Genomic DNA, 16,253 nt, shown 5'->3' with positions numbered 1-16,253 from the left:
TGGGCGGTAGCTCGGGGCGCCGGATAACCTCCTGCCCATGCTGAAAACGGGCCCAGGCCTCCTCGATCTCTTCATAGCAGGCTCGCAGGATTGCCTTTGAGCTGTTCTGGAGGAAGCCGTCGCCGTGGCTGTTCCTTCGCCCTGGGAATGCATTCCAGGGGATCTCGAGCTCGTGCGAGGCGTTCCCGCCGATTACGCTGGCACCAGAAGAGCAAGGGCCGCAGAAGATCGAAGGCGAATAGCGTGGGTCCCGCGTGGTGCCCGCGATGCCCCTTGCTTCTTGAGCCAGAGTACATACGGCCAAGTGCTGCAGTATCGAGATCACTGGCGGCCTTGATCATGCCGTCGTATACGACGAAACTGGTGAAACGGCGCAGCGCGCTCCATGTAGTCTTGTGTGTTGTTGGTTGCTGAGCGACGCAGTGCTCGCGGAATGCCTCAACCAGGAGGTCACACAGATCAGCAGGCAAGCCGGCGAGCTGTCTGGAATCGAACCGCTGATCGGGGTTGCCCCAGGCGTCGACGAATATGATCATGTCGGCTGGCCCCATCGAGACCACCGCCGCCGTCTGCATCGCCTCAGCCGCAAACCGGCGGTCGATCGGGGACCGCTTACGACCGGCCATGAGGCACCAGTTCGCCATACAGATAGGCCAGGCTCTGGGCGAGTGTGTCCGCGTGAAGCTCGACACAACGTAGATAGATGGCGGTCGACTGGATCGATGCATGACCAAGAAGGACCTGCACGATCTTGAGCGGGTTGAGGTCCGGCGTTGTCGCCACCTGCTTCTGCAGGCGCACGAGCATCGTCATCGCAAATGTATGGCGCAGCCAATGTCCCGATCCGGTAACCCCGGCGGCCAGGAACGCCACGCCGAACGCCGCGGAAAGTCTTGCTCGTGTTACAGGATTGCCCCCGCAGTTGAGAAAAAGTGCCGCCGGCGCCCGATAGCCGTGCTGAGCCTTGCGCAGGCGCTTCACGAGGGCCGCACGTTCCTCTCCAACATACCTGTGGGTGCGGTCGATCAATCGTAGCGGTGGGTATACGGTTCGGGGCCGGTCACCTTTGGTGGTGCTCAGCGGAATACCGACAAGCGGATCTTCCTCAATATCGAGATGAGCGACGTCCGGCACCTGATGAAGCTGAAAACCGCATAGCTCTTGGCGGCGCATCCCCGTTGCCAATGCCCACTCGGCGATCAGGTCAAAGGGCTGCTCAAGATGCTGGAACAGAGGTTGGGGCTGATCGACGCGAAGCGGTCGCGGCAGGCGTTCGGCTTCCGAAACAGTAAGGACGTTCGCCATCACGATCGGCGGCCGATGATCAAGATGCGCTAGCATACCCTGCCGGCGCGCCGCCCGGAGCGACACATCGACATAGTCGAACGGCAGCGCATCGATCTGGCCGCGCCGATGCGCCCATGAGTAGGGAAACCAAGCTGGAATCCCTTCAACGCCGGCGGTCGCCCGCACGATCGAAACCATCCCGCCCTCCGGAAGCAACGCACCCGGAGGCGCAAAGAGAATCAACATCGTCCAAGTACTTATCCAATCCATCGAACCAACAAATGACAACAAGAGATAAGCGGAGCGCCTTCGGCGCGAGTCTTCTTATGCGAGGCGTTCCCCCTCGCGCTACCCCCGTTCGCCACGTGGCAGGCGGTGCAGGACTTCGCCTGCACCCAATGAAAAGTTTGTTGTTTCGCCGCCGCGTCAAGCGTTGTCCTCGCTTCGCTGCGGGAACGCTTGACCCGGACGTCTGCGTGCAAAACTCGCAACAGTCAGCGCGCTAAAGGACACCTTCTCGCGCGTAACCTAACTCGTTGTTGCCGGTCTTCTTGAAGGTGCCGATGGTCGCCATGGTAGTTCTCCTTGATCTGAAGTTTTCCGAGCCCGCACCTTGCGGCCTCGATGGTGATCGACAGGCCGGAGGCGATCGACGGCGCACCCGAAGGGGCCGAAGCGTCAGCGGAGGATGGCAGCCAGGCGACTTTCTTGTTTCGCGAGGAATGACGGCGCAGCCGGCAGGGGAAGAAAGTCGATCGGCGCCGTTGCGCCATAGGCGGTCGAGGCGTCAGCCGTCCTTCGGCCAGATCAATCCATCGAAGAGGCCGTTTGGTGCGCTCGGTCCGAATAGAGCTGACATCAAGGAAAACGTGGCGATCTGCGAGTCCACTGAAAGAGTTGGCGCAACCGAATCCAATGGTGATCAGCTCTCTTATTGCAGGTAAACGGATCTCCACTTCCGCGATCGCGGGCCCCGCGCATTGCCGCGTGGCTAGTCGGTTGCGGTTGTGCTCCGTCAAGCAGGTAACAAGCTGTTGGATGATCTGCGAAGCGAAGCCATCACCCATGCTACGCTGCCTCAAGCCTTGGTTTCAGGAAAAGCTAGAAGGTTTGGTATCGCAGACTCTCATTCTTGCTGGAGAGCTGCCGAAGGCTGAAGTCATCCGACGCGGCCTGGCAACATCTATTGTCAACACCGATGGATGCTTACCGATCTTCGCCCACGCAGTTGCTTGTTTCGGTGATCGTCGCCTTCTCGTCGGTGTTGTTGTTTGAGCTGTGTCTGGTTCACCACATCGATGCCTCAAGTCGAACAGTAAAACTCCTCTATCACGGCTATAGGCGCGCCGTTCTTTGAGGAACTCTCGCGCAACATCGTTGGCACGTCGGTTGCTTAAGATGCGTAGAACTCTAGAACTCTGTGACGATCGCCTCGTTTCGGTTTGGATTAGACGTTCTCAATCGGTCCAAATGTAGAAGCGATGGCGTTGTCGCAATCAGGTGCTTGGAGGTGTCGTCTAACCGCTCGGGCTTATCGGCGGGCTCTCCCTCCTTGAAATCACCCCGACGTTGCGGGTGGCGACAGGTACGGAGGATGTTGATGTTTGGTTCGGCGGCTCAGACGGCCGGCCCGTGGATGCGCGGGCACTCGCGAGGAATTCCGGCATGGATCTAGGCCACCGCCTCCCGAACTTAAGCGAAGCCGAGGCGAGAAGCACAGCAGCTGCCCATGAATTGTTAACATCTCGTGAAGAGTTCTGGCGACAGCGACTAGAGCAGTTCAACATAGTTCAGCTTCCGTTTTCGTCGCTAGAAGGCAAGGCTCCGGCGACATGGCAGTCGAGCGTTTGGCTCGTGCCGAGTGCGTTGGCTGAGCTATCTCCCAGTGATCGCGCGGAATTCTTGCTAGCTGCTTGGCTGGTCTATCTCGCCCGCATCACGGGGGAATCAGAGCTTCAATTGGGATGGACTCCCGTGCCGAGTGGATCGCGAGCCGGCGTGAAAGCGCTCGAGGCGCTTGTTGCGTCTGTCGTGCCGATGGCAATTACTATTGACCTCGATAATGATTTCGCACAGGCGCGCACGGCGGTCGCGGCCGAATTCGCTCAGCTGAACGAGCAGGATACCTTTGCGCGGGATCTTATTGCGCGATGCCCGACGTTGCGCGGGGTGGAGGCGCTACGATTGCGCCGGCCCTGGCCGGTTGGCGTTACGCTTACCCGAGAAAGCTGTTCTGCTGCTGAAGAGTCGGCTTCGAGCTCCAGTTATGAGATAGCTCGCTCCGGTGAGTTGCTGACGCTCGAGATTTGCGCTCTGGATGGGAACTTCCGATGGCACTTTGATGCAAGTCGCCTGGAGCCGAATCAGATCGAGCGTATGACACAGCATTTGCAGAATTTGTTGTTTGCTGTGAAGGCCGATGCGCAGCAGCCAGTGTCGCGGGTTGAACTGTTGTCATCCTCTGAGCGGGCGTATCTGTTGGAGGAGCTGAACCGGACGGCGGCGGCCTATCCGTCGGACCGGTGCATCCATGAGCTGTTCGAGGCCCAGGTGCGCCAGCTGCCGGATGCGGTGGCGGTGGTCTATCGGGACCAGCGCGTAAGCTATGGCGAGCTCAATGCGCGGGCCAACCGCCTGGCGCATCATCTGATCGCAATTGGAGTGAAGCCGGACCAGCCGGTGGCGATTTGCCTGCAGCGCAGTCCGATGATGGTGGTGGGGCTGTTAGCGATCCTCAAGGCGGGTGGGGCCTATGTGCCGCTGGACCCGGCCTATCCGAGTGCGCGGCTGCACCAGGTGATCGAGGATGCCGCTCCGCAGTTGCTGCTGGCCGATGCGGCCGGCCGCGCCGCGCTGGGCGCTAAAGCGCTGGCCGATCTGACGGTGGTCGATCTGGCGGCGGCGACGCCGGAATGGGCAAATCTGCCAGCGTCAGATCCGGACCCGCGCGCGCTTGGGCTGACCTCGCGCCATCTCGCCTATGTGATCTACACCTCGGGGTCGTCAGGCATGCCTAAGGGCGTGGAAATGCCCCACAGGTCGCTTATGAATTTGCTCTGGTCCTCGCCGGAGTGTGACGCACCAAAACGACGTACACTTCAGTTCACGACTTTGAATTTCGACGTCTCGTTCCAGGAATTGTTCAGTTGCTGGAGGGACGGCGGGCTGCTCGTGCTGGTGCAGGAAGAGATCCGTGCCGATTTCTCCGAGTTGTTGGACTTTGTGTGGAGAGAAGAGATCGAAAGGCTTTTCCTCCCATTCGTGGCCTTGAATCATTTTGCCGAAGTTTGGTGCGCTCGGGGGACGCTGCTGCCTTCTTTGAGGGAAGTCTATACAGCGGGTGAGCAATTACGAGCCACCCCCGAGATCAGGTCGTTCTTCGAAACGCACCCGAGAGCAAGGTTGATAAATCAGTATGGGCCCACGGAAACCCACGTTGTTACTGAGCACCATCTCGCGGCTGATCCATCATGCTGGCCGCAATTGCCTCCGATTGGCCGTCCGATTGCGAACACGCGGGTGTACCTGCTGGACGGACACGGTGCGCCGGTTCCGTTTGGGGCGGCGGGTGAGCTTTACATTGGCGGGGCGGGAGTTGCGCGCGGCTATCTGAACCGGCCGGAGCTGACCGCGGAGCGGTTCATCGCCAGCCCGTTTGTCGACGGCGACCGGCTGTACCGCACTGGCGATCTGGCGCGCTATCTGCCGGACGGCAATCTTGAGTTTTTGGGGCGCAACGACGAGCAGGTGAAGATCCGCGGCTTCCGGATTGAGCCGGGCGAGATTGCGGCGCGGCTCATCGAGCATGCCTGGGTGCGCGATGCGGTGGTGGTGGCGCAGCAGGATGGCACCGGCGAGAAGCGGCTGGTGGCCTATGTGGTGTGTGCGCCTGAAGCTCGATCGGATGAGCGGGATGTAACTGGAGCTGAGCTGGCCGCCACGTTGCGGGCGCATGTGGGCGCGCATCTGCCAGACTACATGATGCCGGCGGCGTTTGTGCGGCTGGCGGCCCTGCCGCTGACCGTGAATGGCAAGCTCGATCGCAAGGCGCTGCCGGCGCCGGACGATGAGGCGTATGCGCATCGCGCCTATGAGCCGCCCCAAGGCGAGATCGAGGCGGCGCTGGCACAGATCTGGGCCGAGCTTCTCGGTGTGGAGCGGGTCGGACGCCACGACCACTTCTTCGAACTGGGCGGCCACTCGCTCTTGGCGGTGCAGCTGCTGGAGCGGCTGCGGCGGCGGTCGCTGGGGGTCGAGGTGCGGACCTTGTTTGCAAAGCCCGTGCTGGCGGATCTTGCCGCGAGCCTCGGCAGTCATCACGAGGTGGCGGTACCGGCCAACCTGATCAGCGAACAGAGTCCGGCGATCACGCCAGAGATGCTGCCGCTGATTGAGCTAACGCAGGGCGAGATCGAGCGGATCGTCGCCACAGTGCCCGGCGGGGTTGGCAACATCCAGGACATTTATGGCTTGTCGCCGCTGCAGGACGGCATCCTGTTCCATCATCTGTTGGCGACAAAGGGCGATCCGTACCTGCTGGTATCGCAGATGGCGTTTGCCGATCGTGACCTGTTGGAGCGCTATCTTGTCGCGGTTCAGCGGGTGGTGGATCGGCACGATATCCTGAGGACGTCATTTGTCTGGGAAGGGCTGTCGCGCCCGGCCCAGCTGGTGTGGCGGAAGGCGCGACTGGAGGTGATCGAGGTCGAGCTGGATGCCGCTCATGGCGGAGGAGCCGAGCAGCTCAGGGATCGGTTTGATCCGCGCCGGCAACGCATCGAGCTTGGCCGGGCGCCGCTGTTGCGGTTTGTGATTGCGCGCGAGCCCGGCAGTGCGCGCTGGCTGCTGCTGGAGCTGCAGCATCACCTGATCGGGGATCACACCACGCTGGAGCTGATGCACGCCGAGGTCCGGGCCGTGCTGGCGGGACGCGAGCATGAGCTGGCAGCCCCGCAGCCGTTCCGTAACCTGGTGGCGGCGGCAGGGCTGGGCGTTGGAGCAAAGGCGCATGAAGAGTTCTTCCGGACGATGGTGGGGGACATCGCCGAGCCGACCACGCCGTTTGGGCTGAGCGAGGTCCACGGCGACGGCCGCGGGGCTCATGAGGCGCAGCGGATGCTGCCGCAGGCGCTCAACGCGCGATTGCGCAGCCAGGCGCGGCGGCTTGGGGTGAGCCTGGCAAGCCTGTGCCATCTGGCGTGGGGGCAGGTGGTGGCGCGCAGCAGCGGCCGCGAGCAGGTGGTGTTCGGCACGGTGCTGTTCGGTCGCCTGCAGGGCAACGCCGGAGCCGACCGCGCCATGGGGCTGTTCATCAATACCCTGCCGCTGCGGCTTGATCTTGATGGGACCGCGGTCGAGGCGAGCGTGCGAACCACGCATGCCCGGTTGGCTGAGCTGCTGGCACATGAGCATGCTTCGCTGGCGCTGGCGCAGCGCTGCAGCGGCGTTGCGGCGCCGGCACCGCTGTTCAGCGCGCTGTTGAACTACCGCCACAACACGCCGGCGGCGTTCTCCGCCTCCGCAGCCGATGAGGTGCTGTCCGGCGTGGAATGGCTGGGCGAGGAGGAGCGCACCAACTATCCGCTGACCTTGTCGGTGGAGGATTTTGGCGAGGCACTCGGGCTGACGGCGCAGGTGACGGAGGGCGTCTCAGCGGATCGGATCTGCGGCTACATGCAGCGGGCGCTCGAGCAGCTGGCGGAGGCGCTGGAGCGGGCGCCGGACACGCCGGTGCGGGAGCTGGACATCCTGCCACCTGAGGAGCGCACCTATCTGCTGGAGGAGCTGAACCAGACGGCTGCGACCTATCCGTCGGACCGGTGCATCCATGAGCTGTTCGAGGCCCAGGTGCGCCAGGTGCCGGATGCGGTGGCGGTGGTCTATCGGGACCAGCGCGTAAGCTATGGCGAGCTTAACGCGCAAGCCAACCGCCTGGCGCATCATCTGATCGCCCTCGGGGTCGAGCCGGACCAGCCGGTGGCGATCTGCGTTGCGCGCAGCCCGATGATGGTGGTGGGGCTTTTGGCGATCCTGAAGGCCGGCGGGGCGTATGTGCCGCTGGACCCGGCCTATCCGAGTGCGCGGCTGCACCAGGTGCTGGAGGATGCGGCGCCGCGGCTGCTGCTGACCGATGCGGCCGGCCGCACCGCCTTGGGCGATGTGGGCCTCGATGCGAGCGTGGTGGAGCTCGATGCGGCGGCACCGGCCTCGACCAACCTGCCGGAATCGGATCCGGACCCGCGCCCGCTCGGCCTCACCTCCCGTCATCTCGCTTACGTAATCTACACCTCGGGATCCACAGGTACGCCCAAGGGCGTTATGGTCGAGCATGCTCAGATCGTTCGTTTGTTCGAGGCGACGCAGGAATGGTATGGGTTCACTGAGCAGGACGTATGGTGCCTGTTCCATTCCTTCTCGTTCGACTTCTCAGTGTGGGAGTTGTGGGGCGCACTGCGTTATGGCGGTCGTTTGATTCTTGTGCCGAGCGACACCGCTCGCTCTGCTTCTGACTTCGATGATCTCATTTGCAAGTCCGGCGTTACAGTTCTGAATCAGACCCCTTCGGCTTTTAAAGCTCTTGTGGATCTGGAGCGTCAGAGCGGTGCTCGAAACCGCCTTCGCTACGTTATTTTTGGTGGAGAGGCTCTGGAGCCATCGATTCTGAAGCCGTGGTATGCAAGTCATTCAGATCGCGCACCACAACTGATCAACATGTACGGTATTACGGAAACGACCGTGCATGTCACCTATCGGTCTCTTGATCAGTCTGATACCACCGATTCGGGCAGTCAGATCGGAAGGCGCATTCCCGATCTTCGGATCTATCTGCTGGACGGACACGGTGCGCCGGTTCCGTTTGGGGCGGCGGGTGAGCTTTACATTGGCGGGGCGGGAGTTGCGCGCGGCTATCTGAACCGGCCGGAGCTGACCGCGGAGCGGTTCATCGCCAGCCCGTTTGTCGACGGCGACCGGCTGTACCGCACTGGCGATCTGGCGCGCTATCTGCCGGACGGCAATCTTGAGTTTTTGGGGCGCAACGACGAGCAGGTGAAGATCCGCGGCTTCCGGATTGAGCCGGGCGAGATTGCGGCGCGGCTCATCGAGCATGCCTGGGTGCGCGATGCGGTGGTGGTGGCGCAGCAGGATGGCACCGGCGAGAAGCGGCTGGTGGCCTATGTGGTGTGTGCGCCTGAAGCTCGATCGGATGAGCGGGATGTAACTGGAGCTGAGCTGGCCGCCACGTTGCGGGCGCATGTGGGCGCGCATCTGCCAGACTACATGATGCCGGCGGCGTTTGTGCGGCTGGCGGCCCTGCCGCTGACCGTGAATGGCAAGCTCGATCGCAAGGCGCTGCCGGCGCCGGACGATGAGGCGTATGCGCATCGCGCCTATGAGCCGCCCCAAGGCGAGATCGAGGCGGCGCTGGCACAGATCTGGGCCGAGCTTCTCGGTGTGGAGCGGGTCGGACGCCACGACCACTTCTTCGAACTGGGCGGCCACTCGCTCTTGGCGGTGCAGCTGCTGGAGCGGCTGCGGCGGCGGTCGCTGGGGGTCGAGGTGCGGACCTTGTTTGCAAAGCCCGTGCTGGCGGATCTTGCCGCGAGCCTCGGCAGTCATCACGAGGTGGCGGTACCGGCCAACCTGATCAGCGAACAGAGTCCGGCGATCACGCCAGAGATGCTGCCGCTGATTGAGCTAACGCAGGGCGAGATCGAGCGGATCGTCGCCACAGTGCCCGGCGGGGTTGGCAACATCCAGGACATTTATGGCTTGTCGCCGCTGCAGGACGGCATCCTGTTCCATCATCTGTTGGCGACAAAGGGCGATCCGTACCTGCTGGTATCGCAGATGGCGTTTGCCGATCGTGACCTGTTGGAGCGCTATCTTGTCGCGGTTCAGCGGGTGGTGGATCGGCACGATATCCTGAGGACGTCATTTGTCTGGGAAGGGCTGTCGCGCCCGGCCCAGCTGGTGTGGCGGAAGGCGCGACTGGAGGTGATCGAGGTCGAGCTGGATGCCGCTCATGGCGGAGGAGCCGAGCAGCTCAGGGATCGGTTTGATCCGCGCCGGCAACGCATCGAGCTTGGCCGGGCGCCGCTGTTGCGGTTTGTGATTGCGCGCGAGCCCGGCAGTGCGCGCTGGCTGCTGCTGGAGCTGCAGCATCACCTGATCGGGGATCACACCACGCTGGAGCTGATGCACGCCGAGGTCCGGGCCGTGCTGGCGGGACGCGAGCATGAGCTGGCAGCCCCGCAGCCGTTCCGTAACCTGGTGGCGGCGGCAGGGCTGGGCGTTGGAGCAAAGGCGCATGAAGAGTTCTTCCGGACGATGGTGGGGGACATCGCCGAGCCGACCACGCCGTTTGGGCTGAGCGAGGTCCACGGCGACGGCCGCGGGGCTCATGAGGCGCAGCGGATGCTGCCGCAGGCGCTCAACGCGCGATTGCGCAGCCAGGCGCGGCGGCTTGGGGTGAGCCTGGCAAGCCTGTGCCATCTGGCGTGGGGGCAGGTGGTGGCGCGCAGCAGCGGCCGCGAGCAGGTGGTGTTCGGCACGGTGCTGTTCGGTCGCCTGCAGGGCAACGCCGGAGCCGACCGCGCCATGGGGCTGTTCATCAATACCCTGCCGCTGCGGCTTGATCTTGATGGGACCGCGGTCGAGGCGAGCGTGCGAACCACGCATGCCCGGTTGGCTGAGCTGCTGGCACATGAGCATGCTTCGCTGGCGCTGGCGCAGCGCTGCAGCGGCGTTGCGGCGCCGGCACCGCTGTTCAGCGCGCTGTTGAACTACCGCCACAACACGCCGGCGGCGTTCTCCGCCTCCGCAGCCGATGAGGTGCTGTCCGGCGTGGAATGGCTGGGCGAGGAGGAGCGCACCAACTATCCGCTGACCTTGTCGGTGGAGGATTTTGGCGAGGCACTCGGGCTGACGGCGCAGGTGACGGAGGGCGTCTCAGCGGATCGGATCTGCGGCTACATGCAGCGGGCGCTCGAGCAGCTGGCGGAGGCGCTGGAGCGGGCGCCGGACACGCCGGTGCGGGAGCTGGACATCCTGCCACCTGAGGAGCGCACCTATCTGCTGGAGGAGCTGAACCAGACGGCTGCGACCTATCCGTCGGACCGGTGCATCCATGAGCTGTTCGAGGCCCAGGTGCGCCAGGTGCCGGATGCGGTGGCGGTGGTCTATCGGGACCAGCGCGTAAGCTATGGCGAGCTTAACGCGCAAGCCAACCGCCTGGCGCATCATCTGATCGCCCTCGGGGTCGAGCCGGACCAGCCGGTGGCGATCTGCGTTGCGCGCAGCCCGATGATGGTGGTGGGGCTTTTGGCGATCCTGAAGGCCGGCGGGGCGTATGTGCCGCTGGACCCGGCCTATCCGAGTGCGCGGCTGCACCAGGTGCTGGAGGATGCGGCGCCGCGGCTGCTGCTGGCCGATGCGGCCGGCCGCGCCGCGCTGGGCGCTAAGGCGCTGGCCGATCTGACGGTGGTCGATCTGGCGGCGGCGACGCCGGAATGGGCAAATCTGCCAGCGTCGGATCCGGACCCGCGCCCGCTTGGGCTGACCTCGCGCCATCTCGCCTATGTGATCTACACCTCCGGCTCAACCGGCACCCCCAAGGGCGTCATGATCGAGCATGCGAGCACGGTGAACCTGCTGCATTGGAGCAGCGGCGTGTTTGCGGAGGAGACCAGCCGCATGCTGTTCTCCACCTCGATCAGTTTTGATTTGTCAGTCTATGAGTGCTTCGTTCCGCTGTCACAAGGAAGCACGCTTTATCTTGTCGAGAGTGCGTTGACGCTGGCGCAGACGTCCTTGGATGTCTCCTTGATCAACACAGTCCCCTCGGCGATCGCCTCTCTGGTCGATAACAAAGCCGTGCCGCCCTCGACAAGGGTCATCAATTTGGCGGGCGAGCGGCTGAAGGCAGGCCTCATAGAGAAGGCTTTCGAGAGCAGTCGGGTCGAGAAGATCTGCAATCTGTACGCGCCTTCGGAAACCACGACGTACTCGACCTGGATTTGCATGCGACGGGGAGAGACTGTCGTCGAGACGATTGGCCGTCCGATTGCGAACACGCGGGTGTACCTGCTGGACGGACACGGTGCGCCGATTCCGTTTGGGGCGGCGGGTGAGCTTTACATTGGCGGGGCGGGAGTTGCGCGCGGCTATCTGAACCGGCCGGAGCTGACCGCGGAGCGGTTCATCGCCAGTCCCTTTGTCGACGGCGACCGGCTGTACCGCACTGGCGATCTGGCGCGCTATCTGCCGGACGGCAATCTTGAGTTTTTGGGCCGCAACGACGAGCAGGTGAAGATCCGCGGCTTCCGGATTGAGCCGGGCGAGATTGCGGCGCGGCTCATCGAACATGCCTGGGTGCGCGATGCGGTGGTGGTGGCGCAGCAGGATGGCACCGGCGAGAAGCGGCTGGTGGCCTATGTGGTGTGTGCGCCTGAAGCTCGATCGGATGAGCGGGATGTAACTGGAGCTGAGCTGGCCGCCACGTTGCGGGCGCATGTGGGCGCGCATCTGCCAGACTACATGATGCCGGCGGCGTTTGTGCGGCTGGCGGCCCTGCCGCTGACCGTGAATGGCAAGCTTGATCGCAAGGCCCTGCCGGCACCGGACGATGAAGCGTATGCGCATCGCGCTTACGAGCTGCCGCAGGGCGAGATCGAGGCGGCGCTGGCACAGATCTGGGCCGAGCTTCTCGGTGTGAAACGGGTCGGACGCCACGACCACTTCTTCGAACTGGGCGGCCACTCGCTCCTGGCGGTGCAGCTGCTCAGTCGAGCACTAGAAGCTGGACTGACGTTTAGCGCTGCCGACCTCTTCCAAGCCCCTGTTCTGAGGGAGCTTGCATCGAAGATTCATTTGAAGCGACAGCTCAGCAGCCCGCAAGTGATTTCCATTCTGGAAACGGGATCACAGCCACCGCTCTTCTTTGTTCCCACAGGGTTGGGCGATTGCTCCTATGTCCTCCCCCTCGTGAAGGAAATGGACCTAGACTGTCCGGTCTATGCTTTGCCATGGCCGCATTTCGACGACGTACATCCACCAACTCTTGAGGCAATAGCTGCGGAAGTAATGCTAGCAGTTAGAGAGATCCAGCCACAAGGACCGTATCGCTTTGCTGGATACTCATCAGGGGCAATCTTGGCTTACGCAATTGCGCAGCAGTTGCTGAATCTGAATGAACCTGTGTCATTCATGGCCTTTATGGATGCTGCGTTACCTGCAAATCGACGAAGCTTATCGCTGACCCAAATGGCACGGGAAGTGCTACTGGATTCTATGGAATTCTTGGAAGATGAGAGCTTCCGATTCTTAGAACGATTTGCTGCAAACAGCTCGATTGGCCAACTGATTCAAAAGGCACAGCAAATTGGGGCGATACCCCTGGATCGTGATCTAGAAAGCCTTCTTTTGATGTATGAAAAGGCCGCGCAGTTCCAAAGGGCACTGGAATTGTATGAAGTTCCACCTCTTGGAATCGAGATCAACCAGTTTTACGTCAACGCGCCTGTCCGCAGCCGTCGTGCACGACGTTCAATAGGTCAGGAAGCAAGTTCGCCGTCGCGGGGGTGGGACAGGGTTTTGCGTCCCGAGGCCATTCACGCCGTGTCCGTTCCGGGTGACCACACGACGATGATGAACATTCCAGAAAACCGCCGAGTTCTGGCTCGATGCCTTTCGATGGCCTTGACCAATTCACCAGACCGTCGGCAGCAATCGTAGGTGCCGCTACGCGCTCTCATCCTGATTGTCGCGCCATAGGCATTGCTCCTGACGGCTACGATGAACCAGAAATCCTCCCTCCGTTTGTCCGGCCCTGACAGCGAATAGGATTACTCGGAGTACCGAGCCGATCCTCTAACAGCAGGACCAGCCGTGTCGGAATCGACGTCCGACCTCGCAATCGCGAAAACAGGCTCGGAAGAAGAGGTTCGCTGCTTCGGTGAGGGCGATGCGTCGGTGACCTGTTACGAGGCCAGACCCGACTCGCTATCGCCTTATCGTCTGATCCGCTCGCCGATCATGACAGCGTTCGCGCCATCGCTGAGTCCAAGGAACCCGGACGATCAGGTGCACACGAACCGCCAGGACATCGTTTTCCCCGCCCGGCTTGTTGATCCTGACGTTACGTCACGTTGTATGAAGATTGGCCTCTGGCTTAATTCGGCGCTGCGCGCGTCGGTCCACGCATGCAGCCAGACCACCTTCAACAATTAAGAGGTTCAAGCGATGCTATTCTTCTTTTTGCTCTCGATCGCTTTCGCTATCATGGGCACAATTTACGCCGTGAGCGCATGGCTTTCCCGCCGCCCGCGCAGCCGCAACTTACTTTTCGTTCGTCCCACACACAAGTCTAAGCGGAGAGCGTTCTAGACAATCAAGCAAAGCACTTCGTTGCGATACTCTCGATAAGGTAAATTGCCATCGATGACTCCTCCTTGAACATTCCGGTTCGTGGTCGAGCAGGGGCTGTCGCGCGACATGTTGCGGACTGGGCCTATCACTACTCTGCGAGCCGTACTCGCAATCGGGCGGATGGATTCTCGGGTGGCTTTCGAAACTCCTTCCTTCAAGCACCCGATGAACTCAGAAGCCGTTCGGAAACAGCGCGAACAATCCGGCCAGCTCTCCAGCTGATACCGAATGTTTCGACATCTTCTCACCGGTTTCTGGTGACAACGAGGTTATCAGCCAAGCAGAGCGGCTGAGCTCTAACGAAACGAATCGGACCAAGATCGGTGCGGGAGGTGGTTACGGCTATCGCACGCCGATGGTGCCAGCAACCGCCGGCTTCCATTGCCGGTTCTCTCGAACCGTAATAGGGCGGGACAGCTTGATGCCAAAGTTCCATGCCCAGCGGTCCTTGCGGGCCTTGTCGCTCAGGTATTTCGCAAGCAACATGCATTGCCGGCGGATCGACAGCGCCATGTCGGCGCGATCGAGCATTCCTCGGCGGTCCGGCGTGCTCATCTTCCGGACCTCCGCGCTAAAAAGATACTATGAGCGCAACCCGACGGGGAGTTTAACTCGGCGGTGTTTCTCACAGGGAGAGCAACCATGTTCGATCAATTTTACAGCGATCCGATGTCCCTTGACGTGAGATCGCTCATATAAATCGCGCTCGACTGTCAGCTGTCCAATCTTGGCGTGCAGCTTCTCGATCTCGCGTTCGCGAGGCTCCTCGCTCTCGCGCCCGACACCTAAGTCAAAGGCCCGGGCCGCCTGGTCCAGCAGTTGCATCTTCCAGGCATAAATCTGGTTCGGGTGAACCTCATAGCGCTGGGCCAGATCGGCCACCGTCGCCTTCCGTCCGGCTTCCAGCGCGATCTTTGCCTTCAGTGCCGCGTCAATCTTGCGTCTCGTCTTCGCCGTCATCATGCGCTCCGTTTATCAACGGAGCAGCCCTCCCAACTGAGCACGTGGTCCCAAAATCGGGGTCCATTTCAATGGGTGGATTGATTCCGACCCTGGTCTAGTTGGCCTTCAAACTGACGGCCGCCGCCCCGGTTTATAGCCTGCTCCTTGTCTTAGGCCCAGAGCGAATTTCAACCAGAGGTTAAGGCCGGGATGCACGATCCGGATGCGTCGGCCCTGCGATCTTTGTCTGGTTTTTCACAGCCCGTGTACAAAAGGTGTAAGATCCAAGACATCGCGCGCCGTGGCTCATGGCGAACTGTTTCAAAGCGTAATCACGCGGTTTAATGCGCGAGGAACGCTGGCATGGTCATTGCTCTCGCAGCAGGCAACAACGGCGCTGGCTACTCCGCGTCTGGCGCGAGAGGAATGGTCCAATATGAGCTTGGTAAGGTCATTGGAAAGAGCGGAAGTTGACGCCTTCTATACGCTCAATGAGGGCCGTCTTGCATCCGTCACGCGCGAATTTACCGAGCATTTCTCGGGACGCGTTCTGTATGCGGTGAAGGCGAATCCGTTGCCCAAAATTCTTCACGCGGTCTCTCGCGCCGGAGTTGCCGGATTCGACGTGGCGTCGCTGGCCGAAGCCCACCTTGTCCATTCCACTATTCCCGGGGCCCGTTCATGGTTCATGAATCCCGTGAAATCTCGTCGCGATATCGAACGGACGTTCCGCGATCTGAGAGTTCGCGACTATGTCATCGATTGCGAAGCCGAGCTGCGGAAGCTCCTCGAAGTCTTGCCGTTGCATGATCCGGAAATACGAATTTACGTCCGGTTCAAGTGTAGCGCGACGTGCGCCATCATAGACTTAAACGGCAAGTTTGGTGCCTCGCCCGCCGAAGCGAGCCGTCTGCTGGATCTCGTCAACGCGCAATCGCGCTGGACCACGGGATTGTCCTTTCACCCAGGTTCCCAAACGATCGTTGTCGATCCCTATCTGCATGGCATTCGGGCGGCCGTCGACATTATGGAAGCTGTCTCTCCGGCCCCCACAGCGCTCGATATCGGTGGCGGCTTTCCCGGCCATTATCTGAACTTCCCCTATCACTCTCCCTTGCGCATGCTCTCCGAGATCACGAAACTGGTGCGCCGAACGGATGCACTAAAGCGTGTTGAACTGTTGTGTGAGCCCGGACGAGCACTGGTTCACGATAGCATCTCTTTGTTTTGCCGCGTGATTTTAAGAAAAGGCGAGACGCTCTACTGCGGCGCGGGCATCTACAGCGGGCTCTCACCTGCCCGACAATGTTTTCTGCTTCCCGCCCGCGCTTGGCGTGGGGGACAGCCGATCCAGACTGAGGAGTGGCAGGACTTCATCATCTTTGGCCCAACTTGCGACAGCATGGACAGGCTTGGATTCTCGTATTCGCTGCCACGCGATTTGAGCGAAGGCGATTGGATTGAATTCCAGAATGTGGGCGCCTATACGGATATGGCGCGATTCAACGGGTTTTCGGTTGATAAGATCGTGGCTGTAGGGCAGGATGAACTTACCATATTGCCCGCCGCCATTCGGTAGTTGTTCTCGAACATACTAG

At 61.5% G+C, this 16,253-nt stretch carries 8 protein-coding genes and 1 pseudogene; 4 read left to right on the top strand and 5 right to left on the bottom strand.

The features are described from left to right. Positions 1-71: 71 nt before the first annotated feature. Together ACRQ5Q_RS08700 and ACRQ5Q_RS08695 are read right to left on the bottom strand one after the other, a co-directional pair. The gene (locus ACRQ5Q_RS08700) at positions 72-626 is read right to left on the bottom strand and encodes a hypothetical protein (RefSeq protein ID WP_439397122.1); all 555 of its coding nucleotides are present in this window, start codon (positions 624-626) and stop codon (positions 72-74) included. Beyond that, complete coding sequence (locus tag ACRQ5Q_RS08695; RefSeq protein ID WP_439397121.1) at positions 613-1,485, bottom strand: tyrosine-type recombinase/integrase; 873 nt, start codon at positions 1,483-1,485, stop codon at positions 613-615. The genes ACRQ5Q_RS08700 and ACRQ5Q_RS08695 overlap by 14 nt, the downstream gene beginning before the upstream one ends. 840 nt (positions 1,486-2,325) lie before the next feature. On the opposite strand from ACRQ5Q_RS08695, the gene ACRQ5Q_RS08690 reads away from it, so the two are divergent. The 3 genes from ACRQ5Q_RS08690 to ACRQ5Q_RS08680 all read left to right on the top strand — a co-directional run bounded on the left by ACRQ5Q_RS08690 (position 2,326) and on the right by ACRQ5Q_RS08680 (position 13,515). Beyond that, the gene (locus ACRQ5Q_RS08690; RefSeq protein ID WP_439397119.1) at positions 2,326-2,562 is read left to right on the top strand and encodes a hypothetical protein; all 237 of its coding nucleotides are present in this window, start codon (positions 2,326-2,328) and stop codon (positions 2,560-2,562) included. Between the two features lie 390 nt (positions 2,563-2,952). Next, positions 2,953-13,020 carry an amino acid adenylation domain-containing protein gene (locus ACRQ5Q_RS08685; protein ID WP_439397117.1) on the top strand — a complete coding sequence of 3,356 codons (10,068 nt, stop codon included), beginning with the start codon at positions 2,953-2,955 and terminating at the stop codon, positions 13,018-13,020. Positions 13,021-13,173: 153 nt separating this feature from the next. Continuing rightward, positions 13,174-13,515 carry a hypothetical protein gene (locus ACRQ5Q_RS08680; RefSeq protein ID WP_439397115.1) on the top strand — a complete coding sequence of 114 codons (342 nt, stop codon included), beginning with the start codon at positions 13,174-13,176 and terminating at the stop codon, positions 13,513-13,515. 384 nt (positions 13,516-13,899) lie between these two features. On the opposite strand, the pseudogene ACRQ5Q_RS08675 reads toward ACRQ5Q_RS08680, so the two are convergent. The 3 genes and pseudogenes from ACRQ5Q_RS08675 to ACRQ5Q_RS08665 all read right to left on the bottom strand — a co-directional run. Further along, positions 13,900-14,034 (bottom strand): annotated as a pseudogene (locus tag ACRQ5Q_RS08675) (IS110 family transposase); the annotation flags it as partial. 21 nt (positions 14,035-14,055) lie between these two features. Continuing rightward, entirely contained in the window at positions 14,056-14,244 is a 189-nt protein-coding gene (locus ACRQ5Q_RS08670) for a hypothetical protein (protein WP_439397113.1), read from the bottom strand. Between the two features lie 51 nt (positions 14,245-14,295). Continuing rightward, entirely contained in the window at positions 14,296-14,676 is a 381-nt protein-coding gene (locus ACRQ5Q_RS08665; RefSeq protein WP_439397112.1) for a transposase, read from the bottom strand. Between the two features lie 280 nt (positions 14,677-14,956). On the opposite strand from ACRQ5Q_RS08665, the gene ACRQ5Q_RS08660 reads away from it, so the two are divergent. Further along, positions 14,957-16,234 (top strand): hypothetical protein, encoded by a 1,278-nt coding sequence (locus ACRQ5Q_RS08660; protein WP_439397111.1) that lies wholly within the window; start codon positions 14,957-14,959, stop codon positions 16,232-16,234. Positions 16,235-16,253 lie beyond the last annotated feature (19 nt).

This window comes from Bradyrhizobium sp. PMVTL-01 (genome assembly GCF_051861855.1).
Classification (GTDB): Bacteria; Pseudomonadota; Alphaproteobacteria; order Rhizobiales; family Xanthobacteraceae; genus Bradyrhizobium.
The sequence above is the reverse complement of the archived record's forward strand: the minus strand, read 5'-3'. Positions and strand labels throughout refer to the sequence as shown.

What these genes read in the sequence shown, in the direction of transcription:
- ACRQ5Q_RS08695 (WP_439397121.1), bottom strand. Translation starts at nt 1,485, where the DNA reads ATGGTTTCGATCGTGCGGGCGACCGCCGGCGTTGAAGGGATTCCAGCT.
- ACRQ5Q_RS08685 (WP_439397117.1), top strand. Translation starts at nt 2,953, where the DNA reads ATGGATCTAGGCCACCGCCTCCCGAACTTAAGCGAAGCCGAGGCGAGA.
- ACRQ5Q_RS08700 (WP_439397122.1), bottom strand. Translation starts at nt 626, where the DNA reads ATGGCCGGTCGTAAGCGGTCCCCGATCGACCGCCGGTTTGCGGCTGAG.
- ACRQ5Q_RS08690 (WP_439397119.1), top strand. Translation starts at nt 2,326, where the DNA reads ATGATCTGCGAAGCGAAGCCATCACCCATGCTACGCTGCCTCAAGCCT.
- ACRQ5Q_RS08665 (WP_439397112.1), bottom strand. Translation starts at nt 14,676, where the DNA reads ATGATGACGGCGAAGACGAGACGCAAGATTGACGCGGCACTGAAGGCA.
- ACRQ5Q_RS08670 (WP_439397113.1), bottom strand. Translation starts at nt 14,244, where the DNA reads ATGCTCGATCGCGCCGACATGGCGCTGTCGATCCGCCGGCAATGCATG.